The organism is Flavobacterium geliluteum (assembly GCF_017948595.1).
GTDB lineage: Bacteria > Bacteroidota > Bacteroidia > Flavobacteriales > Flavobacteriaceae > Flavobacterium > Flavobacterium flavipigmentatum.
Genome location: NZ_JAGFBV010000017.1, coordinates 43,090 through 64,771 on the forward strand (window position 1 = coordinate 43,090; position 21,682 = coordinate 64,771).

The window sequence follows — 21,682 nt, forward strand, 5'->3', positions numbered from 1 at the left end:
GGTTACATTTTCAGATAAAAATCTTTCGTTAGCTCAATATATTCGGGAGTATAAATGTGTCTTTCGGTTTCTATGGTCAGTTCGTCGATTTCAATTTCTTGAATGTCATCTCGGCCAAAAGCCAATAAACTGCGTTTGACAGGTGAAGTCAAATTTCCTTTTACACGAGTGATTTTTAAAGGATATAATTCGAATTCTTTGGCTAATGCGATAAAGTTTTCTTCTTCTTTGAAGGGTAGAATTACGGCAAAAATTCCGTTTTCAGAAAGCAATAAATCAGCCGCTTCTACGAGCTCTTCAAAAGGCATTGCATCTTGAAAACGCGCCAAATCACGTTGTTCGTTTTCGGTTTTAAAATCTTCAGAATAAAAAGGCGGATTCGAAACAATCAAGTCGTATTCGTCTTCTGGTTCGGCTATAAATTCATCTAAACCAGCATGAAAACAAAATAATCGGTCGCCCCAAGGTGAGTTTTCAAAATTTTCAACAGCTTGTTCGTAAGCTTCTTCATCGATTTCAAGCGCATCAATTTGTTCCGCATGCGTTCGCTGAGCCAGCATCAAAGCAATAATTCCAGTTCCTGCACCAATATCCAAAACGCTAAAAGGCTGATGATGTACGGGAGCCCAGGCGCCCAATAAGACACCATCGGTACCCACTTTCATGGCACAGCGATCCTGATTAACGATAAATTGCTTGAATTGAAACACTAGATTTAAGATTTGAGATTAACGAGTGTTGATTTTTGATTTTCTTCGATTAAACAATTAACCGATTAAACAAATCAACTTCTAAAGGTACATCTCCACCAATCCTTCCGGAAGGTTCATAATTACCTTTTTATTGTCTCGATCAATTTTTACCAAAAAATGGTCAATCATCGGGATAAGCATTTCGACTTCACCATTCAAAACTTCAAAAAGAGGTTGAGCGGTAGTGTCGTTTACGGCAGCGATTTTTCCAAAAACGCCTAAACGCTGATCTTCTATTTCGAAACCAATAACTTCGTGGAAATAAAATTTGTTGCCGGAAAGTTTTGGCAACATATTAAGGGGGAGATAGATCGCGTTGCCCATAATAGCATCTGCATCTTCTTCGGTATTCATGTCTTCAAAACGAATTCTAAGAAAATCGTTTTTGTGTAAAGAACTTTTTTCAATAAAAAAAGGAACCAAGTGTTTGTTGCATTCAACAAACACTGATTCCAGATTTTCGTATAACTCAGGTTCGTCTGTGTCTAAATAAGCCAGAACTTCACCTTTGAAACTAAATTTTTTAGCGATTTTACCTAAATAAAAACATTCTTCTTTACGCATTATCGCTGGCTAAAATTATGCTTCAGTTGTTTCGTTATTTTCTTCAGCAGCAGGATCTTCTTCAGTAGCAGCTTCAGCTTCTACTTCAGTAACTTCTTCTTCAACTGCAGGATTTGCAGCAGCGATAGCATCAGCTTCAGCTTGAGCTGCAGCAGCTAAACGCTTAGCATTAACTTCTTGTTCTGCTTTAAAAGCTTTAGATTTAGCATCAGCTTGCGCTTTTGATAAACCATCTTTTTTAGCGTCAACTTTTCCAGATTTAGCATCTAACCAAGCAGCCAATTTAGCATCAGCTTGCTCTTGAGTCAAAGCACCTTTGCGGATACCTCCATCAAGGTGGTGTTTCAATAACGCACCTTTGTAAGAAAGGATTGCTCTAGCAGTATCAGTAGGTTGAGCACCATTGTGCAACCATTTTACAGCGCTATCGATATTCAATTCGATAGTAGCAGGGTTTGTGTTTGGATTGTAAGTACCGATTTTCTCTAAGTATTTACCATCTCTTTTTGAGCGTGCATCTGCAGCTACAACCCAGTAAAAAGGTTTTTGTTTTTTACCGTGTCTTTGTAATCTAATTTTTACTGACATAATCGTATGATTAAATTTTGAGGTACTCGACCTCTGTTAATTAAGGGCGCAAAGATATAATTTTTTTCTGAAATCTTCGTTCAAAACTGTATTAAAAATGCTGGACTTGTTTTTTTGCTGTATTTTTATAGTTTTTGACTCTCTTTTTTAATCATTTCTCTGGAATACAATACTTTTGCTTTACATTTTAAGTTAATTATTATTGGTATGAAAAAATACTTGCTTTTGTTATCTCTAGTTATTTTGTCTTCTTCTTGCACAGAAGAGATAAAATTTAATAATCCTGCTTTTCAAACTTTAAAAAATAATGTTTTTTGGAGAGCTCAGAATTATAATGCTTTTTCAAATGAGGACGGAGGATTGATTATCGTAGGTCAATTAGGCTACGAAAAAGTGACTTTGCGAAGCGCTTCTACAAATGAGAAGACTTATATGTTGGGACTCAATAATTTTTCTACTGCTTCTTATTCAAATTCGCTGCAAGGGCAACTTGCTGATTTTTCTACCGGAGTGAATAAAGGTAGCGGACAAATTGTAATAACAGAGTATAATAGCGAAGCCAATACGGTTTCGGGGACTTTTAGATTTAGTGCAATAAATGCTGATAATGAAGAGGTTGATCAACCCATGATTAATTTTACAGAAGGAGTTTTTTATAAAATTCCCTTAACTTTTAGTAGTTTAGAAAAGTAATAATTTCATTTATTAGGGGCTGATTTTAGAGGATTCTCATTTTTTTAATCAAAATAAAAACATAAATAAGCTAATATATAGTAGATTAGAGAAAAATAAGATTACATTTGCTATATTATTATAAATAAGTACATATGAACATTTTTGTTGGAAGCCTTCCATTCAGTATTGAGGAAGCAGATTTAAGAGAGTCTTTCGAGGCTTATGGAGCAGTTGATTCAGTTAAGATCATTACTGATAAATTTACTGGAAGAAGTAAAGGATTTGGTTTTGTTGAAATGACAAACGATGATGAAGCTCAAAAAGCAATCGACGAATTGAACGGAGCTACTGTTCAAGGACGCGCAATTGTGGTTAATAAATCTGAACCGAAACCAGAAGGTGAAAGAAGAAGCTTTAACAATAACAGCCGTGGTGGAGATTCACGCGGAGGTTATGGTGGAGGAAACAACCGTGGTGGAAATGACCGTGGTGGTAACAGAGGAGGATATTAATATTTTTTTCTAAATATATAAAAGGGATCAACGAAAGTTGATCCCTTTTTTTATGATAATTATTTCTGTGTAGTTTTTTTCGAATAAATATTAGCACCAAAAAGAATAGCTGAAAATACAAAAGGCATTACTGGCGAAACTTGATAGAAAAGATGTACGCCGGATTTAAAACCTTCAGTTAGAATATTATTTATGCCTAAGCCAATAAAAAAGAGGCAAAGCACAAAAAGTAAAAATTGTATTTTTAAATTTATTTTTATCATAATATGAATTGTTTCAGGTTTCAAGTTCCACGTTCCAACAACTTGAAACCTGAAACAAAATTAAACTATAAATTCGCTACCAGCCAGTCTCCAACTTCGCTGGTTTTGTAGGCTTTTGTTCCTTTTGTAGCTAAATCTTCTGTAACAATGCCTTGTTCAAGCGATTTATTAACGACTGCTCTAATGGCTTCAGCCTCGTCTTTTAAACCAAAAGCATCTTCAAACATCATCGCAGCTGATAAAATGGTTGCCAAAGGATTTGCGATATTCAATCCTGTTGCTTGCGGGTACGACCCGTGTATTGGCTCGTATAATGAAGTATGTTCTCCCACAGAAGCAGAAGGCATTAAACCCATAGAACCTGAAATTACGGAAGCTTCATCTGTTAAAATATCTCCGAATAAATTCTCAGTGATCAATACGTCATAAGAGTTGGGCCATTGAACCAAGCGCATGGCTACAGCATCTACAAATTCATAGGAAACTGTAACTTCAGGATAATCTTTTTCCATGGCCTGAACAGTTTCTCTCCATAAACGTGAAGTCTCTAAAACATTGGCTTTATCAACACAACATAGTTTTTTGCTGCGTGTCATGGCTAATTCGAAACCTTTTTTTGCCAGACGTTGTACTTCGGCTCTGGTGTATACACAATTATCAAAAGCAGTTTCTCCGCCGTCTTTTCTGCCTTTTTCTCCAAAGTAAATTCCGCCTGTTAATTCTCTTAAGAAAACCAAATCAGTTCCTTCGATTCTTTCTCTTTTTAAAGGAGAATTATCAATTAAAGAAGGAAAAGTAAAAGTTGGACGTACGTTGGCAAACAAACCTAACTTTTTGCGCATTAACAATAATCCTTGTTCAGGACGCACGGGTGCGCTAGGATCATTATCGTATTTTGGATGTCCGATTGCTCCAAACAAAACGGCATCTGCTTTCATGCATATTTCGTGGGTTTCATCGGGATAAGGAACTCCAACGGCATCAATAGCACATGCTCCTGTAAGAGCGGGTGTCCACGTTATTTCGTGGTTGAATTTTTTTGCAATAGCATCAGATACTTTTACAGCTTCATTTATTACCTCAGGACCAATTCCGTCTCCTGCTAAAAGGGCTATGTTAAATTTCATTGTTTATTTTTTAAAAAGGTTCTAAGATTCTGAGTTGCTAAGATTCTAAGATTTTTATTCTTAATTGGCTTAGTTTTATTTTTTTAAAGGTTTTTAATTACTATGATAGTAAGCGCAAAGAAAAATCTTATCAACTTAGAATCTTAGTAACTTAGCGCCTTAGGCTATTACATTCAACATTTTTTGAGTCGCAATGATCGCTGCAACGGTTTGATCGGAGTCTAATCCGCGGGTTTTAAATTCTTTTCCGTTGTTTACCCACGTAATTATAGTTTCGCACAAGGCATCAGAACTACTTCCAGGCGGAATTCTCACTGCATAATCAATCAATTTTGGGAGCGATAATTTTTTACTTTTATAAATTTTAGACAATGCATTCATAAAAGCATCAAATTGTCCATCGCCCTGAGCGTGTTCTTCGATGATTTCTCCGTTCAGATTTAAGCTTAATGTTGTTGAGGGACGCATTCCTTTTGAATGCATTAACACATACGATTCGATTTTTATTTTCTCTTCATAAGTATGACTATCCAAAACATCTGAAATAATGTACGGAAGATCTTCTTTGGTAACGGTTTCTTTTTTATCACCCAATTCTATAATTCTTTGGGTAACCAATTTTAAGTCTTCTTGATTTAATTTTAAACCTAATTCCTGAAGATTCTTTTCGATATTGGCTTTTCCAGAAGTTTTTCCTAAAGCATATTTTCGTTTTCTCCCAAAGCGTTCCGGAAGCAAATCATTAAAATACAAATTATTTTTATTGTCGCCATCAGCATGAATTCCAGCTGTTTGTGTAAAAACATTGTCGCCAACAATCGGTTTGTTAGCCGGAATTCTGTAACCCGTAAAAGTCTCTACCAATTTACTCACGGTATATAATGAAGTTTCTTTGATATTGATGCTTACTTCAGGCAAATAATCATTTATTACAGCAACGGTGCTTTCAAGCGGCGCATTCCCTGCGCGTTCTCCCATGCCGTTTACCGTTACATGAAGGCCGTTTATACCTGCTTTTACAGCTTCCATAACGTTGGCAATACTTAAATCGTAATCGTTGTGCGCATGAAAATCAAAATGAATTTGAGGATATTTTACACGTATAGTAGAAATAAATTCGAAAGCCTGAGACGGAATTAAAACGCCCAAAGTATCAGGAAGCAAAATTCTTTTTACAGGCTGAGTTGCTAAAAAGTCCAGAAACTGAAAAACATATTCAGGAGAATTTCGCATTCCGTTGCTCCAGTCTTCCAGATAAACATTAGTTTCGATATGGTTTGCTTTCGCTAAAGCGATAATTTCAGCAATTTCAGAAAAGTGTTGTTCCGGTGTTTTTTTTAATTGATGTGTCAGGTGATTCATGGAGCCTTTGGTCAATAAATTTTGCACTTTGGCACCTGCTTTTTTCATCCACTCGATCGAAACGCCACCATCTACAAACGAAAGCACTTCGATACGATCGATATATCCTCTCTCGGTTGCCCAGGAAGTTATGCCTTTTACAGCTTGAAATTCCCCTTCGCTCACGCGCGCTGAAGCAATTTCAATTCTATCGATATTTAATTCCTCCAACAACAATTGTGCAATGGTCAATTTCTCTGCAGCAGAAAATGATACTCCCGAAGTTTGTTCGCCATCGCGGAGTGTGGTATCCATTATTTCAATTTTTCTTTTTTCCATATTCCTTTTCTAAATTCCTTTTTAAAAGTAAAATTATAGTTGATGTTGCACTTTTATTTCAAATAAACTCAGTGTAATTCCTTCATAATGTTTCGGTAATCCCGAATAATCTGGCGTGACGATGCCTAAAAATTCGAATCCACATTTTTGATAATATTCGATTAAAGACTCGTTGTCTCCCCATGTATCCATTCTCAAATAGTCTAATTTTTTTGCTTTAGCAAAAGGTAATCCCCACTTTATAATTTCCTTTACAAAATGATTTCCTCTAAATTTCGGATGCGTTACAATGCGATGAAAATAAACAGCTTTGTCTTTGTTTTTCTCTTTCCAAATGCTTTCATCTTGAAAAGTGATAGCAAAAATGCAGGCGATTTCGTCGTTAATTAGAATTTTCCACTGCCTTTCTTCGGCAATTTCTTTTTCGATTAATTTTCGATCAAAACCTTTCCAATGTTTATTAAATTTTGTTTTTTGAAATTCAATCGCCAAATCATAAAACTCAAAAATTGCGTCAATATCTTCTTTGGTACTCGGTTTAAAAATCATGTTATTTTTATTTTGTTCTCCTAAGAGTTTAATTTATAAAGACCCGACAAGTTTTAAAAACCTGTCGGGTCTAATAGATCGAACAAGATTTTTTAGTACGGAAGTTTATCGGCGAAAGCCACAATATCTTCTTTAATATTTTGCAAATAATCAATGTCATCGAAGCCATTAATCATGTTATTTTTTTTGTATCCGTTAATAGCGAAAGACTCTTGTTGGCCAGTTGCTAATAAAGTAATGGTTTGGTTGGGTAAGTTAATTTCAAGTTCTGTTTTAGGATTGGCCTCGATTGCTTTAAAGATTATCTCAGCAAATTCTGGGCTAACCTGAACGGGTAAAACGCCAATATTCAGACAGTTTCCTTTGAAGATATCTGCAAAGAAACTTGAAACGACAGCTCTAAAGCCGTAATCGTAAACTGCCCACGCAGCGTGTTCTCTGGAAGATCCTGAACCGAAGTTTTTTCCTCCAACCAAAATTTTTCCGCTGTAAGTTGAATCATTTAAAACAAAATCAGCTTTTGGAGTATCATCTCCGTTGTATCGCCAGTCTCTAAAAAGATTGTCTCCAAAACCTTCACGTTTTGTAGCTTTCAGGAAACGAGCCGGGATGATTTGATCTGTATCTACGTTCTCAATAGGCAACGGCACTGCGCTGCTGGTCAATATATTAAATTTATCGTATGCCATTTTGATTTTTGCTTTAGGCTGTAGGCTGTAAGCTTTAGGCTTTTCTCTACAGCAATGTTTTTGTATTGATTTTTCAGCTTAAAGCCTAATGCTTAAAGCTTATAGCGAGAATTAAAATAATTCTCTAGGGTCTGTAAGTTTTCCTGTAACCGCAGCTGCAGCAGCCATAATTGGACTTGCTAGAAGCGTTCTTGAACCAGGACCTTGACGGCCTTCAAAGTTTCTGTTGGATGTACTCACAGCATATTTTCCAGCAGGAACTTTATCATCGTTCATTGCCAAACAAGCAGAGCAACCCGGCTGACGCAATACAAAACCAGCGTCTGTCAAAATATCCAAAATACCTTCTTCTTTAATCTGAGCTTCAACAACGTGAGAACCAGGAACTAACCAAGCGGTAACATTATCTGCTTTTTTTCTTCCTTTTACAATTTCGGCGAAAGCCCTAAAATCTTCAATACGTCCGTTTGTACAGCTTCCTAAGAAAACATAATCAATTGATTTGCCTATCATTACATCGTCTTCTTCAAAGCCCATGTAAGCCAAGGATTTTTTGTATGTTTCTTCCCCGCCTTCAACTTGGTTGGTATTTGGAATATGTTTGGTGATGCCAATTCCCATTCCAGGATTAGTACCGTACGTAATCATTGGTTCAATGTCGGCAGCATTAATGTTTAATTCTGCATCAAAAACAGCATCAGCATCGGTTTTCAAAGTTTTCCAGTATTCAACGGCTTTTGTCCAAGCTTCGCCTTTAGGGGCATATAATCTTCCTTCAAGGAAATCAAAAGTTTTTTGGTCAGGCGCAATCATACCACCACGCGCACCCATTTCGATACTTAGGTTACAAACGGTCATACGACCTTCCATCGTCATGTTTTCGAAAACATCTCCAGCGTATTCAACAAAATAACCTGTACCTCCAGAAGTAGTGAGTTGCGCAATAATATAAAGTGCAACGTCTTTTGGCCCAACACCTTTGCTCAATTGACCGTTTACGTTAATACGCATCTTTTTTGGTTTTGGCTGCATGATACATTGTGTAGAAAGTACCATTTCAACTTCAGAAGTTCCAATACCAAAAGCAATCGCTCCAAAAGCACCGTGAGTAGACGTGTGAGAATCTCCGCAAACAATAGTAGCACCTGGCAAAGTAATTCCGTTTTCAGGACCTACTACGTGTACAATTCCGTTTTTAATGTGTCCTAATCCCCAGTGCGAAATTCCGTATTCGGCGGCATTATCTTCAAGCGCTTTAAGCTGATTGGCTGATAAAGCATCTTCTACTGGTAAATGTTGGTTTATGGTCGGCGTATTGTGATCTGCAGTTGCAAAAGTACGTTCCGGGTACAAGACCTTCACGCCTCTGGCTTTTAATCCTAAAAAAGCAACGGGACTTGTAACTTCGTGAATGAAATGGCGGTCAATAAAAAACACATCTGGTCCATCTTCAATTTTACGTACTACATGCGAATCCCATACTTTGTCAAATAATGTCTTACTCATTTTGTTTTTTTTAATTTTAATTTCAATAATTCGAAGCTATTTTCTAAGAATAACTTAATTAGAGAAACAAATGTAAAAAAAGTGACAAAAGCTTCAATTTCAATATTTCATTATATACGATACCCAAACTTAAATACAAATTGCTATTGGCTTTTGTTGTGATAAATTTGCGTTTAAAACGAATTAGAATTTGCTTTTGTTTTTACTTTTTTAGATTAAAATCTGATACAATAAATCTGATTTTAACAATTGAAAATATCGCTCTAAAATGCATATAAAAATTTTTTTTATTTAAAAAATTAGAAAAGTTTAAGCAATTATTGCGATAATTGATATTTTTTGGACTTTTAGTGAATTTTTAAACATTATAATTTGCTGTTTTTTTCTAGGTGAATAAAAAAGTTTGAAAGCGTAATTTTGTCTGCTTTTTTTAATTGAAAGATTACGACATCCAAAAAAATGATTTTTGGAAATTTCATATAAAAAGGAGTTGTTTTTTATGTTTTTAAAGTAGCCGTTAGCCATTTAAAAATCAATAATTTCCGATCCAGGAAAAATGAGTATTGATGATTTCTTCTTTTTTAGAGTTGATAAAATCAAGGTAGGCAATTGCGACCGGAGACGATTTTTTTGATGTAAGTGATATCAGGTTCCATGTAGTAATAATAGGAAGTCCTTTTACTTTTATAATTTGTAGATCATTATTTTTTAATTCATTTTTAATACCAATTAAAGGCATAATAGAACAACCTAATCCAGAGAGTACGGCCTGTTTTACTGCTTCATTAGACGTAAGCTCGATTTTTTTTTGGACAGAAAATTTATTAGTTGTAATAAAACGTTCCATAGCATTTCGAGTCGCAGAACCTTGTTCTCGGTAGATTATAGGTGTGTTTTCAAATAAGTTTTTTTTATCATTGGATTTTTTCAGATTCAATTGATTGCTTCCCACAAAGAAGAGACTGTTTTGCATCAGTTCTACTTTTGTGATATTTAATTTTTTTGGCAAAACCGAGACCAATGCAAAATCTACCTCATTTAACTCTAAACTTTTTAAAACTCCTGATTTGTTTGTCACATCAATAATAAGTTCTACGCCCGGATTTTGTTTCATAAATTCTGACACAAAATAGGGCATTACATATTTGCCCGTGGATACAATTGATATTTTTAGTCTTCCGGAAAGTTGCCCTTGATACGTTAAGGTTTTGTGATTAATAGCATTTACTTCGTTGAGTATTTTCTCAGCAGCTTCGGCAATTTCTCTTCCAAATTCGGTGATATAGATTTTTCTACCTACTACTTCGGTAAGGGGAATTGGAAATTGATCCTGAAAATTTTTTAGTTGTATTGATACAGCGGGCTGCGTCAGATGTAGTTCTTCAGAAGCTTTTGTGATGCTTTGGATTTGACAAATTTTCAAGAATATTTGAAGTTGATGCAAAGTATAATTCATAAAAATTGTTTATGTATTTCATAACAAATATAAATAAAAATTTATGGATATAATGGATAATCTTTGTGCCGGATTATAAGTTTAATCAATAAAAAAAAAACAATTATGGAAACAAATGGATTAATTAAATCTGACAAAATCATGCAAAAAATTCAGTTGGTACAAGGAGAATTTACTCCGTCTGAAGCTTCAGATGTGATAATGTCTTTGATTGATGAAAAAATAAATTTTCATCATAATCAAAGACTTCAAAAATGGGAACAAAACCATAAACATGATTCCGAGGAATTAGAGGATAGAATTAAGCAACTCGAAAAAGAAAAGCAAAAAACTAGAGAATTCATTGCCAATGCTAAAGCCCTAAAAAAAAACATTCTCATTAATGGTATTCTTGAAATCGCGATTGTAGAAAACCTATTATAAAAATAAAAAAAATGATAAAAAAAAATCACGTGGCTCAATTGCTAAACAAGATAATAAATTATTTTTTATGGATATTTTTCATGGGTAATTTGGCTTATTTAATATGTTTTTATCCAAATGTTCAGCCATGGTATTATAAGGGTTTTTTAAAAATTAATGGTTTTACATTACTTATCTGGACATTAGCAACTTTTTTTAGCGCTCTCATCAATAGTTATGCAAAGAACTATTTGAAAGGCTTTAAGTATTACAATAAATTTTCCTTGCTTTGTTTAGGATTTACAGGATCTATTATGGTTTTTGTAATGGCAAATCACGTGCTACTTTTATTAATGATGTGGGGATTAATGGGCGTATTTATGTCGCAATTAATAGGTGTCGATTCTCGATGGGGCGAAGCCACAGAGGCTTCAAAATTTGCGCTTCGCTACTTTGCCACCGGAAGTTTGTTTTTAAGTACGGGAGTTTTATTACTGGCTTTTCAAACGGGAGATTTTACTTTAAGTGGCATTCTTTCTAAGTTAAATAATGTATCGCATTCCATTACTTTATTGTCAGGTTTGTGTATTATTATTGCTGCGATTATTCAATCGGCAATATATCCTTTTCATCGTTGGCTCCTTTCGGCGATGACAGCACCTACGCCAGCTTCGGCTTTAATGCATGCAGGATTTGTAAACGGTTCGGGAATTTTATTGACGCTATTCTCAACTGTTTTATTTGCATCAGATACGCTGATTATTTTATTTATTATTGGAGGTTTAACTGCGGTTATTGCACAATTTACTAAACTTTTACAAGTAAATGTGAAACAAAAATTAGCCTGTTCTACTATTGCTCAAATGGGTTTTATGATTATGCAGTGTGGTTTGGGTTTTTTTAATGCGGCTATTGTTCACTTAATCCTTCATGGATTTTACAAAGCATATTTATTTTTATCCTCAGGAGAAGAGATAGGATATGCTAAACCGCAAAAACCAATTAATATTAAAATCAAGCCTTTGCAAGTTATAATTGTACTATTTTTTGGAGTTCTAGGTGCTTTTATGTTTGCGTATTTAACCGGAAAAGGGATCGAATTAAATAGTGGTATTTTTTTAACACTTATCGTTGCGATAACCGTCGGTCAGGCTACCTATAATATCATTAAAGAGCAGCAAATTACAATTTTGCAAAAAACATTTTTACCTCCCCTTTTATTTATTTGCGGTATATTTTCCTATGCGCTCATGTACAAAGTCGTTACGGGTTTGATGTGGGATATGCCACTCAGAGAAGCTCCCTTACCACTATCTTTGATTGAGGTGCTATTTGGAATTGTATTTTTAATAGGTTTTTTTATAATGAAATTAGGGGTTTATCGAAAATATCCTGTCTTGTATGTCAAATTGTTGAACATTTCTCAACCTGACAAAAAAACTGTTTTAATGTATAAATCTAAATCACTGTAATGAATTCAATCATTCAAAAAAGTATAGCAGAATCGGCAAAAGTTATCGGAAAAACGTGGCCATTGTATTCATTTGTAACTTCAAATCCTCTAGCAGGTTACGAACAAATGCCTTTTGAAGAGGCTGTAAAATATGCTAGTCAATTGCTTAATGCAAACGTTTATCCAAATGTTTCACTGTTTAGACAAGCATTAAGAAGAGGCGAAATTAATAAAAAAATACTTTGTGATCTACTTGTAGAAAGTCAGTTTTTAGCATCTCCAGAAGATTACTTAAAGCAAATGGAGTTTCATAAAGCAACATCAGAATTAAATGACCATCATGATTTAGATCGTATTATGGCAAAATGGCTCGCAGCCTTTATGGACGAAGGTCTGGCTGAATGGGAAATGCCCAATAAAAGCGAAGGTTTTTACAGTGCATGGCGAAAACTAGTAATATATGATTCAGATATTCCTAAAACCGCTATTACAGAAATACCCAAAACGAGTCTCGAAGTGCTAACAAATGTTTTAGATGACTACACAGAAGAAGATTTTACTACAATATGTACCTATCATTTGGCGGCATTGCCCGGCTGGACTGGTTATATCAATCACAGGAGTACATCGAAATCTTTATGGCAAGAGGCTTACCCGATAAACTTGCAGGATTATTTAGGAGTGCGACTTTGGGTTTCTGAAAAGTTAAAGGTTACAATTGATCCCGAAAAAATGATGTTTTTGTCAATTTCTCCTGTCCAAAAACTACAGCACATTTGGCTAAAAGCATGGGAGAAAAGCTGGCAAACCGAACTTGTAAAACGAGTAGAAAATCAAAATGTGAGGATATCAAAAGTTCGAGTTAAAAAAGAAATCTCCGATGCCCAAATGGTTTTTTGCATTGATACAAGGTCAGAATTAATTCGAAGAAATATAGAGAATAAAGGTAATTATGAAACATTTGGATATGCAGGTTTTTTTGGTATAGCAATGGATTATGAAAATCTAAATGATGGCATCACTCGTAAATCATGTCCTCCTATTCTAAATTCTGCTTACCTAGTTTCAGAAGTAGCAAAACCAGATACTACCTTACAAGTAAAGGCATATCAGCAAAAAAATGATACTCTAAATTTTATAGAATATTTTCTAAAAAGAATGAAAAACATGCTTCCATCTGCCTTTGGGTATGTCGAAGGATCGGGTTTTTTTTACGGAATATTTTTAGGGATAAGAACGCTTTTACCAGGATCTTTTTACCGATTAAAAAAGAAGAAAGCGAGAGGTCATGAAGCTATTTACGAACCGCAAATTACAAAGAGTTGTAGTCACGAAAATTCCGATTCAGGTATTCCTTTGCAAGAGAAAGTCGCTATTGTAAAGTCAGCTTTTGATCTGATGGGTTGGCAAGAGTTTGCCCCCATTATTATTTTCTTTGGTCACGGAAGCCATTCTGCCAACAATGCTTTTGGTTCGAGTTTAGATTGTGGCGCTTGCGCTGCGAGTCCTGGCAGACATAACGCCAGAATGTTCGCCAAAATAGCAAATTTACCAGAGGTTAGACAGAGTCTGGAAGAAAATTATAATATAGTAATTCCGAGTACAACTATTTTTATTGGAGGAGAGCACAACACTACTACAGACGAGATGGTATTGTTTGATGCCGAGGTTCCGTTATCACATAAAAAAAGGATGGAAGAATTAAAATTAGATTTAATCAAAGCCCAACGAACCGCTACACAGGAACGTCTTGGTTTTGCAACACATAGTGTGGCTCATGCTCAGAAAAGAGCCAGCGATTGGGCAGAGACAAGACCCGAATGGGGCTTGGCTAAAAATGCAGGATTTATTGTAGGTCCAAGAGATTTAACACAAAATAATAATTTAGACGGTCGTTGTTTTTTACATTCTTACAATTGGGAAACAGATACAGGAGGAAAAGCCCTCGAAGCCATCATGCAAGGCCCTATGGTGGTTACGCAATGGATCAACAATCACTACTATTTTTCTACAGTAGACAATGCTGTTTTTGGTGGAGGATCCAAAATAACCCATAATATTACAGGAAAATTTGGAGTAGTACAGGGTAATGGAGGTGATATAAAAATGGGGCTCCCACTGCAATCTCTAATGCAGTCTGATAACGAAATGTATCATCAGCCCTTGCGATTATCTGTACTGATACAAGCACCTGTTTCGAGAGTACATGATATTCTTTGGAGGAACGAACACATTCAAAACCTACTTGATAACGAATGGGTTTATTTAATGGTTATGGATCCATTAAATAAAAATAAGATACAGTATTATCAAAAAAGATTAAACTGGATTTCTGTTGACAAAAAAAGTAAAGTCAACAGAAATAAGAAAGCTATAACGGTTTAAATTCTTGTAAATTAAAAAAGAAAGCTGTTTCATAAAACTTGAAACAGCTTTCTTTTTTTAGAATAAAAACAAAATCATTATATCTTAATTTTAAGGACGGTTTGGGTCAAATTTTATTTCGCTTTTTATGAGTTTTTGTTAATAACTTCCCTTTTCATTGGCTTAAAAATAAACTAAATTTGAAGTTCAATTTTTGTAATTTTATAAAATTGCAATTACCTCATTTATAACTATGTACTTAATATTCGATACTGAAACTACTGGATTACCAAAACGTTGGGATGCACCAATAACTGATTCTGATAACTGGCCTCGCTGTATCCAGATCGCATGGCAGTTGCATGACGAAATGGGAGAATTGATAGAACATCAGGATTATTTGGTAAAACCAGACGGATTTAATATTCCGTATGATGCAGAACGCATTCACGGAATTTCTACTGAATTGGCAGAAGCTGAAGGAATTTCGTTGGCCGAAGTTTTAGAGAAATTCAATATTGCTTTAAGTAAAACCAAATTTATTGTAGGTCAGAATTTAGGTTTTGATGTGAATATTATGGGAGCCGAATTTCATCGTGCCGGAGTAGCTTCTCCCATGAGCACCATGCCGGTTTTGGATACCTGTACGGAGGTTACGGCTTCATTATTGCAGCTTCCTGGAGGTCGTGGAGGAAAATTCAAACTGCCTACTTTAACGGAGTTACATAGTTATCTTTTTAATAAACCTTTCGCAGAAGCGCACAACGCAACGGCAGATGTTGAGGCAACTACGCGTTGTTTTTTGGAGTTAATTAGAAGAGAGGTTTTTACAAAAGAAGAACTGGATGTTCCGAAGGATTATTTTAAAGAATTTCAAGAAAGAAATCCACAGGAATTTCCATTAATTGGTTTAAAACACATCAATTTAAAAGCGGCTTCGGATAAAATCAGGGAGCAACTGAGAGCCTTAGAATCTGTTGACAAACAAACTACGGTTTCAGATTCTGACAGAGCAGATTTTAAAGCAGCGAAGTATGCGCATTTACACAATCATACTCAGTTTTCGGTTTTACAATCTACTATCGGAATTGGTAATATCGTTGCGGCTACAGCCAAAAATGGTATGCCGGCGGTTGCCATGACCGATACCGGAAACATGATGGGGGCTTTTCACTTTGTGAGTGCCGTTATGAATCATAATAAAGCGGCTTCTGCCAAAAATAAAGCGTTGGTTGAAGCGGGTGAAGAGCCAACAGAAACTGAGATGAAGCCAATTGTGGGCTGCGAATTTAATGTTTGTGACAACCATTTAGACAAAAGCAAAAAAGACAATGGTAATCAGGTTGTGTTGTTGGCCAAAAACAAAAGAGGTTACCATAATCTGGCAAAAATGTCGTCAATCGCTTTTACAGACGGGTTTTATTATGTTCCGAGGATTGATCGAAATGTTATTCAAAAATATAAGGAAGATATTATGGTGTTGTCGGGAAATTTATACGGAGAAATTCCGAGTAAAATCCTGAACATCGGAGAAAACCAGGCCGAAGAAGCGCTAATTTGGTGGAAAGAACAGTTTGGAGATGATTTTTATCTGGAAGTGATGCGTCACAATCAGGAAGATGAAAATCGTGTAAACAAAACCTTGATTGAGTTTTCGCAAAAACACAATGTCAAATTAATTGCGACAAACAATACCTATTATTTAAATAAAGAAGACGCCAATGCCCACGATATTTTGTTGTGTGTAAAAGACGGAGAAAAACAGGCAACGCCTATTGGTCGTGGTCGCGGTTATCGTTACGGATTGCCCAATCAGGAATATTATTATAAGTCATCGGAAGAGATGAAAGAACTCTTTGCCGATATACCCGAAGCCATTATCAATATTCAGGAAATAGTAGATAAGGTCGAAATTTACTCGCTTTATCGAGATGTATTGCTTCCAAAATTTGATATTCCAGAGGAGTTTATAGTTCCAGAAGATGAAGCCGATGGCGGTGTTCGCGGGGAGAATAAATATTTGCGACACCTGACAATGGTGGGGGCTAAAAAAAGATATGGAGAGATTACCGAAGCGATTCAGGAACGTTTGGATTTTGAGTTATTAACGATTTCGAATTCAGGATACCCGGGTTACTTTTTGATCGTTCAGGATTTTATCGCCGAAGCCCGAAATATGGATGTTTCGGTAGGTCCAGGCCGTGGTTCTGCGGCGGGTTCTGCTGTTGCTTATTGTTTAGGAATTACCAATATTGACCCCATTAAGTACGACTTGCTTTTTGAGCGTTTCCTGAATCCGGATCGTGTGTCGATGCCCGATATTGATATTGATTTTGATGATGAAGGCCGTGGTCGTGTTATGGATTATGTAATCAATAAATACGGTAAAAATCAAGTGGCGCAAATTATCACTTATGGTAAAATGGCAACCAAATCGGCGATTCGTGATACGGCTCGTGTACTGGATTTGCCTTTGTTTGAAGCCGATAGAATTGCAAAACTGATTCCGGGAATGATGCCTTCCAAATGGAATTTGGCTCGTTTTATTTCTGAAAGTGAAGATGAGGTAAAAAAAGCACTTCGATCGGATGAATTTGATAATGTAAAAGAGCTGATCGCAATTGCCAACGAAGGTGATTTGGCCGGGGAGACTATTCAACAGGCAAAAATCCTCGAAGGATCAATGCGAAATACCGGAATTCATGCCTGTGGGGTAATTATTACGCCATCAGATATTACGAATTTCGTTCCGGTTACTACCGCAAAAGATTCGGATCTGTATGTAACACAGTTTGATAACTCGGTTGCGGAAAGTGCTGGATTGCTAAAAATGGATTTCTTGGGTTTGAAGACCCTTACCTTGATAAAAGATACGGTAAAATTAGTAAAATACAGAACCGGAATCGATCTGAATCCAGATGAATTTCCAATTGACGATCCGGAAACCTACGAACTTTTTCAGCGAGGAGAAACAGTAGGTATTTTTCAGTATGAGTCGCCAGGAATGCAAAAATACATGAAGGATTTGAAACCCACTGTTTTTGGAGATTTAATTGCCATGAATGCTTTGTATCGTCCGGGACCGTTAGAATATATTCCGTCTTTCGTTCGAAGAAAAAATGGCGAAGAGGAAATCAAATACGATTTGGATGCCTGCGAAGAATACTTGGGAGAAACCTATGGAATTACCGTTTACCAAGAGCAGGTAATGCTTTTGTCGCAATCATTGGCTGATTTTACAAAAGGTGAGGCCGACGTTTTGCGTAAGGCGATGGGTAAAAAGCAAAAGGATGTTCTAGATAAAATGAAACCTAAGTTTGTAGAACAAGCGGCAGCAAAAGGTCATGATGCTAAGATTTTAGAAAAAATCTGGAAAGACTGGGAGGCTTTTGCAAGTTATGCTTTTAATAAATCGCACTCTACTTGTTATGCCTGGATTGCCTATCAAACAGCGTATTTAAAAGCGCATTTTCCTGCAGAATATATGGCTGCGGTTCTTTCAAATAATATGAATGATATCAAACAGGTGTCCTTTTTTATGGAAGAATGTAAGCGCATGGGCTTACAGGTTTTAGGTCCTGATGTCAATGAGTCGTATTATAAATTTACGGTAAATGATAATTATGCCGTTCGTTTTGGGATGGGAGCGATCAAAGGAGTAGGTTCTGGAGCCGTAGCCACTATTGTCGAGAACAGAAAAGACGGTAGATACAAATCGATTTTTGATTTGGCCAAGCGAATTGATTTGCGTGCTGCCAATAAAAAAGCAATTGAAAATCTGGCGCTTGCGGGAGGATTTGACTCCTTTGAAGGTACTACAAGAGCACAATATTTTCATGATGAGGGCGATGGAGTTACTTTTTATGAAAAGGCAATACGGTACGGTTCTAAATTTCAAGAGAATGAAAATTCATCGCAAGTAAGTTTATTTGGTGAAACGAGTGAGGTACAAATCGCAGAACCTATCGTGCCTCCGTGCGAAGATTGGAGCACAATGGAAAAGCTCGCCAAAGAAAAAGAAGTGGTCGGAATTTATATTTCAGGACATCCGCTGGATGATTTTAGATTCGAAATGAAGTATTTCTGCAATGCTCGATTAGAAGCTTTAAAAAGCATGGAACAGCACGTGGGCAAAAACTTAACTTTTGCAGGAATCATAAACAATGTACAGCATCGTGTTTCTAAAAACGGAAAAGGTTGGGCAATGTTTAATCTCGAAGGTTATGATGAAAGCTACGAGTTTAGGATTTTTAATGAAGAATACCTGAAGTTTCGTCATTTTTTTATTCAGAATAATTTTGCCCATATAAAAGTATTGATAAAAGACGGCTGGGTGAATCATGATACAGGTAAAAAATCAGAGCCGAGGCTGCAATTTGTTGAGGTAAAACAGCTGCAGGATGTCTTGGAAACTTTTGCGAAAAAATTGGTTGTTTTGCTGAATATTCAAGACCTGAAAACCGAATTTATTCATAAACTAAGTGATTTGTTTAGCCAAAACAAAGGAGATAATTCGGTGACATTTGAAATTATGGAGCTCGAAAAAATTAAGCGATTGGTTGCCGTAGAGACCACAAATGATTTTACGGAAACAGAGGATGCCATTTTTGCAGAAGAAAGTGAGAACGACGAAGCAATTGTAGAAGACGCCAAAATTCAGGAAGTAAATGAGGTAGAGGAGATTAATGTTGTCACTAAACTTTCTATGCCTAGTCGTAGAGTAAAAGTTAAAATCTCTCAAGAATTATTAGCCGAATTAGAAAAAATGCAAATCAACTTTAAATTGAACTAAATTTTAACAGTTAAAATTTATTAGATAATTAGTTTTAAGTGTTAAAAATATGCGTGCATAGTATTTTTTTAGTAATATTGCCTCCAATTACAACGATTGCGCACCAAATCTAACAATGTAAGCACAAATAGAATGTTAAAATATTTTATTTTTGTATAAAATAATTAAAACAAAATTATGAAAAAGAACCTATTTTTATTAGGATTTATGCTTTGTTCTATCGCCACAATAGCGCAAACTGAAACAGCAGATAAGCCAGAAAGCTGGTATTTTAAATTAGGAGGGTCATACTTCATACAAACTGCAGCTACAGAGTTTCCAATTGTAAATGGTCAATTGCCTAATACCGATGTTTACGCGGCTGATGGAACTACTTTAATTTCAAGAGAAACAAATCATGGTTCGTTTGGGGAAGGATTTCGTACAGGTCTAACTGCGGGATACCGTTTTTCAACGCGTTTAGGAGTTGAAATGGGGATCAACTATTATTCTAGTGCTGATAAATTGATGGTAGAAACTACAAATCGTTTAGTTGCTACTTCCCCAACAAATATTTTTGTGTCTGGAAATGCTATAGGAAAAATTAGAGCTTGGGATTTATCACCTGCATTAGTGCTATTTTTGGGAGAAAGTAAAGGTTTTGAGCCATATACAAAAGTAGGAGTTATCGTTCCTATTCATGGAGATTTAACTATTAAGACTAATCGTGAGTATTCTACTGCTGCGGGTGTAATGGCAAAAACATATTCTGAAGATGTTGTAGAACCTAATCCAACTATAGGTTTTATGGCCGCAATTGGAAGTTCTTATAAATTAGGTAAAAAAATAGCTTTATATGCTGAAATTGAATACAGAAACTTTACTGTTCACGGAAAAACAAAAGAAACTACTGTGTTTACCGAAAACGGAGTGGATAAATTAAATACACCATCTACTTTTAGACAAGATGCTTCTTATTCTGCTATTTATACAAATTATGTGGATAAATTAACTACAAGTTCTAATAGTAAAGTGACTAATGCAGCAGGTTTTGATAATACAAAAGCTACTGACGATATTAGTTCTTATGTTGGGATTAGCGGTGTAGGCTTGACTTTTGGATTAAGATACAGCCTATAATTTTTATAAAGTTTTTAGTTTTTAGAAAAGAGGATATTCACAATGAATATCCTTTTTTTTTGCATAATCTTTTCATTCTGTGGGACGAAGAATCTTCGTAAGAAACTCCGCAAAGTAAATTGCCAATCTTTGTCGAACTGCTAATTGAGATTCTTTGTTCCTCAGAATGACAGGATAATGTGAAAAGGTTATGGCTTTTTCAAATTTCTAAATTCTTTCAGAACTTCGTCAATAACCCAGGTTGTTCTGGCGGCAGAAGTTCCTTTTGAAGGATTAACGCCCTCTTTGCCTAATAGTTCTGAAACAATAGTCTCTATAAAAGGCTGTTGAATATGTAACGGATTTTCGATGGTAATGCTTTGTTTTTCTCCATTTGCATATTGAATGTGAATAGGATCGTCTCCGAAGGTTGAAAAGGAAATTTTTCCAAGAGTTCCAACAATTTCAGTATTGTCATATCGCTCAAAAGAAGCAAAATTCCATAAACCACTTCCGTGAATGCCGTTTTCGAATAAAAAAGACATAGAGACAGTATCTTCAGCAGGATAGGCCAAGAGTTGAGAGCTTGCGTGCCCTCGAACCGATTGAATGGGGCCGAACAAAAAGTCTAAAAAATCTAAAGTGTGACACGCCAAATCTACGAAGATTCCGCCGCCCGAAATGTGTGGTAGCACTGTCCAAGGTAAATTGATGTCATCATCATAACGTTCTTCAAACGGATGGTACAAAACGCAATTTACGTGTCGAACAGTCCCGATTTTGTTTTGCTCGATTAACTCTTTTATTTTTAAAAAACGAGGCAAACTTCTTCTATAATAAGCCACAAATAGCGGAACATTATGTGCTTTGCAAGCACTTATCATCTCGTTGCATTCTTCAAAAGTTAATGCCATCGGTTTTTCTACGTATACAGGTTTTCCTGCTTTAGCACACAAAACAGTATATTCTTTATGAGAGGATGGAGGCGTTGCGATATAAACAGCATCGACATCTGGATCGTTAATTAAATCAATAGCGTTTGAATACCATTTTGGAACATTGTGGCGTTTGGCATAATCTTCGGCAAGTGCTGCATCTCTTCGCATCACAGCAACTAAAGCCGAATTGGGCGTTTTTTGAAAAGCTGGGCCACTTTTTACTTCGGTTACATTGCCACAACCGATAATTCCCCATCTTACGATTTTCATGTTT

Annotated in this window: 18 protein-coding genes; 7 read left to right on the forward strand and 11 right to left on the reverse strand. The window is 35.8% G+C overall.

Features of this window, described 5'->3' with window-relative positions; genetic code table 11:
• Positions 1-2: 2 nt before the first annotated feature.
• The 3 genes from J3495_RS11590 to J3495_RS11600 form a co-directional block, all read right to left on the reverse strand.
• The gene (locus J3495_RS11590; protein WP_210666717.1) at positions 3-710 is read right to left on the reverse strand and encodes a tRNA1(Val) (adenine(37)-N6)-methyltransferase; all 708 of its coding nucleotides are present in this window, start codon (positions 708-710) and stop codon (positions 3-5) included.
• Between the two features lie 81 nt (positions 711-791).
• Positions 792-1,316, reverse strand: coding sequence for a ribosome maturation factor RimM (rimM, locus tag J3495_RS11595; protein ID WP_210666718.1), 525 nt, complete (start codon positions 1,314-1,316; stop codon positions 792-794).
• Between the two features lie 15 nt (positions 1,317-1,331).
• Positions 1,332-1,904 carry a 30S ribosomal protein S16 gene (locus J3495_RS11600; protein ID WP_210666719.1) on the reverse strand — a complete coding sequence of 191 codons (573 nt, stop codon included), beginning with the start codon at positions 1,902-1,904 and terminating at the stop codon, positions 1,332-1,334.
• A gap of 207 nt (positions 1,905-2,111) precedes the next feature.
• On the opposite strand from J3495_RS11600, the gene J3495_RS11605 reads away from it, so the two are divergent.
• Together J3495_RS11605 and J3495_RS11610 are read left to right on the forward strand one after the other, a co-directional pair.
• Positions 2,112-2,597, forward strand: a complete 486-nt coding sequence (locus J3495_RS11605; RefSeq protein WP_210666720.1) for a DUF6252 family protein — start codon at positions 2,112-2,114, stop codon at positions 2,595-2,597.
• A gap of 134 nt (positions 2,598-2,731) precedes the next feature.
• Positions 2,732-3,091: an RNA recognition motif domain-containing protein gene (locus J3495_RS11610; RefSeq protein WP_210666721.1), complete on the forward strand. Its 360-nt coding sequence runs from the start codon at positions 2,732-2,734 to the stop codon at positions 3,089-3,091.
• Positions 3,092-3,150: 59 nt separating this feature from the next.
• Here J3495_RS11610 and J3495_RS11615 read toward each other — a convergent pair whose 3' ends face one another.
• The 7 genes from J3495_RS11615 to J3495_RS11645 all read right to left on the reverse strand — a co-directional run bounded on the left by J3495_RS11615 (position 3,151) and on the right by J3495_RS11645 (position 10,361).
• Positions 3,151-3,354 carry a hypothetical protein gene (locus tag J3495_RS11615; RefSeq protein ID WP_210666722.1) on the reverse strand — a complete coding sequence of 68 codons (204 nt, stop codon included), beginning with the start codon at positions 3,352-3,354 and terminating at the stop codon, positions 3,151-3,153.
• 65 nt (positions 3,355-3,419) lie between these two features.
• Positions 3,420-4,481: a 3-isopropylmalate dehydrogenase gene (gene leuB, locus J3495_RS11620; RefSeq protein ID WP_210666723.1), complete on the reverse strand. Its 1,062-nt coding sequence runs from the start codon at positions 4,479-4,481 to the stop codon at positions 3,420-3,422.
• A 159-nt stretch (positions 4,482-4,640) separates the two neighbouring features.
• Positions 4,641-6,161: an alpha-isopropylmalate synthase regulatory domain-containing protein gene (locus J3495_RS11625; RefSeq protein ID WP_210666724.1), complete on the reverse strand. Its 1,521-nt coding sequence runs from the start codon at positions 6,159-6,161 to the stop codon at positions 4,641-4,643.
• Between the two features lie 33 nt (positions 6,162-6,194).
• Positions 6,195-6,710, reverse strand: a complete 516-nt coding sequence (locus J3495_RS11630; protein ID WP_210666725.1) for a GNAT family N-acetyltransferase — start codon at positions 6,708-6,710, stop codon at positions 6,195-6,197.
• A gap of 92 nt (positions 6,711-6,802) precedes the next feature.
• A complete protein-coding gene (gene leuD / locus J3495_RS11635; protein WP_210666726.1) occupies positions 6,803-7,399 on the reverse strand; it encodes a 3-isopropylmalate dehydratase small subunit in 597 nt (198 codons plus the stop codon).
• Positions 7,400-7,510: 111 nt separating this feature from the next.
• Positions 7,511-8,905, reverse strand: a complete 1,395-nt coding sequence (leuC, locus tag J3495_RS11640; RefSeq protein ID WP_210666727.1) for a 3-isopropylmalate dehydratase large subunit — start codon at positions 8,903-8,905, stop codon at positions 7,511-7,513.
• Positions 8,906-9,437: 532 nt separating this feature from the next.
• Entirely contained in the window at positions 9,438-10,361 is a 924-nt protein-coding gene (locus J3495_RS11645) for a LysR substrate-binding domain-containing protein (RefSeq protein WP_210666728.1), read from the reverse strand.
• A 105-nt stretch (positions 10,362-10,466) separates the two neighbouring features.
• On the opposite strand from J3495_RS11645, the gene J3495_RS11650 reads away from it, so the two are divergent.
• The 5 genes from J3495_RS11650 (at position 10,467) to J3495_RS11670 (ending at position 20,491) form a co-directional block, all read left to right on the forward strand.
• Positions 10,467-10,784 carry a hypothetical protein gene (locus tag J3495_RS11650; RefSeq protein WP_210666729.1) on the forward strand — a complete coding sequence of 106 codons (318 nt, stop codon included), beginning with the start codon at positions 10,467-10,469 and terminating at the stop codon, positions 10,782-10,784.
• Between the two features lie 11 nt (positions 10,785-10,795).
• Complete coding sequence (locus J3495_RS11655; protein WP_210666730.1) at positions 10,796-12,235, forward strand: proton-conducting transporter transmembrane domain-containing protein; 1,440 nt, start codon at positions 10,796-10,798, stop codon at positions 12,233-12,235.
• Positions 12,235-14,601, forward strand: coding sequence for a DUF2309 domain-containing protein (locus J3495_RS11660; protein ID WP_210666731.1), 2,367 nt, complete (start codon positions 12,235-12,237; stop codon positions 14,599-14,601). The genes J3495_RS11655 and J3495_RS11660 overlap by 1 nt, the downstream gene beginning before the upstream one ends.
• A 232-nt stretch (positions 14,602-14,833) precedes the next feature.
• On the forward strand, positions 14,834-19,372 hold the full coding sequence (gene dnaE, locus J3495_RS11665) for a DNA polymerase III subunit alpha (RefSeq protein ID WP_210666732.1): 4,539 nt from the start codon (positions 14,834-14,836) through the stop codon (positions 19,370-19,372).
• Between the two features lie 177 nt (positions 19,373-19,549).
• Positions 19,550-20,491, forward strand: a complete 942-nt coding sequence (locus tag J3495_RS11670; RefSeq protein WP_210666733.1) for an outer membrane beta-barrel protein — start codon at positions 19,550-19,552, stop codon at positions 20,489-20,491.
• Between the two features lie 188 nt (positions 20,492-20,679).
• Here the strand turns inward: J3495_RS11670 and J3495_RS11675 are convergent, their stop codons facing one another.
• Entirely contained in the window at positions 20,680-21,678 is a 999-nt protein-coding gene (locus J3495_RS11675) for a Gfo/Idh/MocA family protein (RefSeq protein WP_210666734.1), read from the reverse strand.
• Positions 21,679-21,682: the final 4 nt, after the last annotated feature.

What these genes read in the sequence shown, in the direction of transcription:
- J3495_RS11670 (WP_210666733.1), top strand. Translation starts at nt 19,550, where the DNA reads ATGAAAAAGAACCTATTTTTATTAGGATTTATGCTTTGTTCTATCGCC.
- J3495_RS11625 (WP_210666724.1), bottom strand. Translation starts at nt 6,161, where the DNA reads ATGGAAAAAAGAAAAATTGAAATAATGGATACCACACTCCGCGATGGC.
- J3495_RS11660 (WP_210666731.1), top strand. Translation starts at nt 12,235, where the DNA reads ATGAATTCAATCATTCAAAAAAGTATAGCAGAATCGGCAAAAGTTATC.
- J3495_RS11650 (WP_210666729.1), top strand. Translation starts at nt 10,467, where the DNA reads ATGGAAACAAATGGATTAATTAAATCTGACAAAATCATGCAAAAAATT.
- leuD (WP_210666726.1), bottom strand. Translation starts at nt 7,399, where the DNA reads ATGGCATACGATAAATTTAATATATTGACCAGCAGCGCAGTGCCGTTG.
- J3495_RS11615 (WP_210666722.1), bottom strand. Translation starts at nt 3,354, where the DNA reads ATGATAAAAATAAATTTAAAAATACAATTTTTACTTTTTGTGCTTTGC.
- J3495_RS11655 (WP_210666730.1), top strand. Translation starts at nt 10,796, where the DNA reads ATGATAAAAAAAAATCACGTGGCTCAATTGCTAAACAAGATAATAAAT.
- J3495_RS11645 (WP_210666728.1), bottom strand. Translation starts at nt 10,361, where the DNA reads ATGAATTATACTTTGCATCAACTTCAAATATTCTTGAAAATTTGTCAA.
- leuC (WP_210666727.1), bottom strand. Translation starts at nt 8,905, where the DNA reads ATGAGTAAGACATTATTTGACAAAGTATGGGATTCGCATGTAGTACGT.
- J3495_RS11630 (WP_210666725.1), bottom strand. Translation starts at nt 6,710, where the DNA reads ATGATTTTTAAACCGAGTACCAAAGAAGATATTGACGCAATTTTTGAG.
- J3495_RS11605 (WP_210666720.1), top strand. Translation starts at nt 2,112, where the DNA reads ATGAAAAAATACTTGCTTTTGTTATCTCTAGTTATTTTGTCTTCTTCT.
- J3495_RS11675 (WP_210666734.1), bottom strand. Translation starts at nt 21,678, where the DNA reads ATGAAAATCGTAAGATGGGGAATTATCGGTTGTGGCAATGTAACCGAA.
- rimM (WP_210666718.1), bottom strand. Translation starts at nt 1,316, where the DNA reads ATGCGTAAAGAAGAATGTTTTTATTTAGGTAAAATCGCTAAAAAATTT.
- leuB (WP_210666723.1), bottom strand. Translation starts at nt 4,481, where the DNA reads ATGAAATTTAACATAGCCCTTTTAGCAGGAGACGGAATTGGTCCTGAG.
- J3495_RS11600 (WP_210666719.1), bottom strand. Translation starts at nt 1,904, where the DNA reads ATGTCAGTAAAAATTAGATTACAAAGACACGGTAAAAAACAAAAACCT.
- dnaE (WP_210666732.1), top strand. Translation starts at nt 14,834, where the DNA reads ATGTACTTAATATTCGATACTGAAACTACTGGATTACCAAAACGTTGG.
- J3495_RS11610 (WP_210666721.1), top strand. Translation starts at nt 2,732, where the DNA reads ATGAACATTTTTGTTGGAAGCCTTCCATTCAGTATTGAGGAAGCAGAT.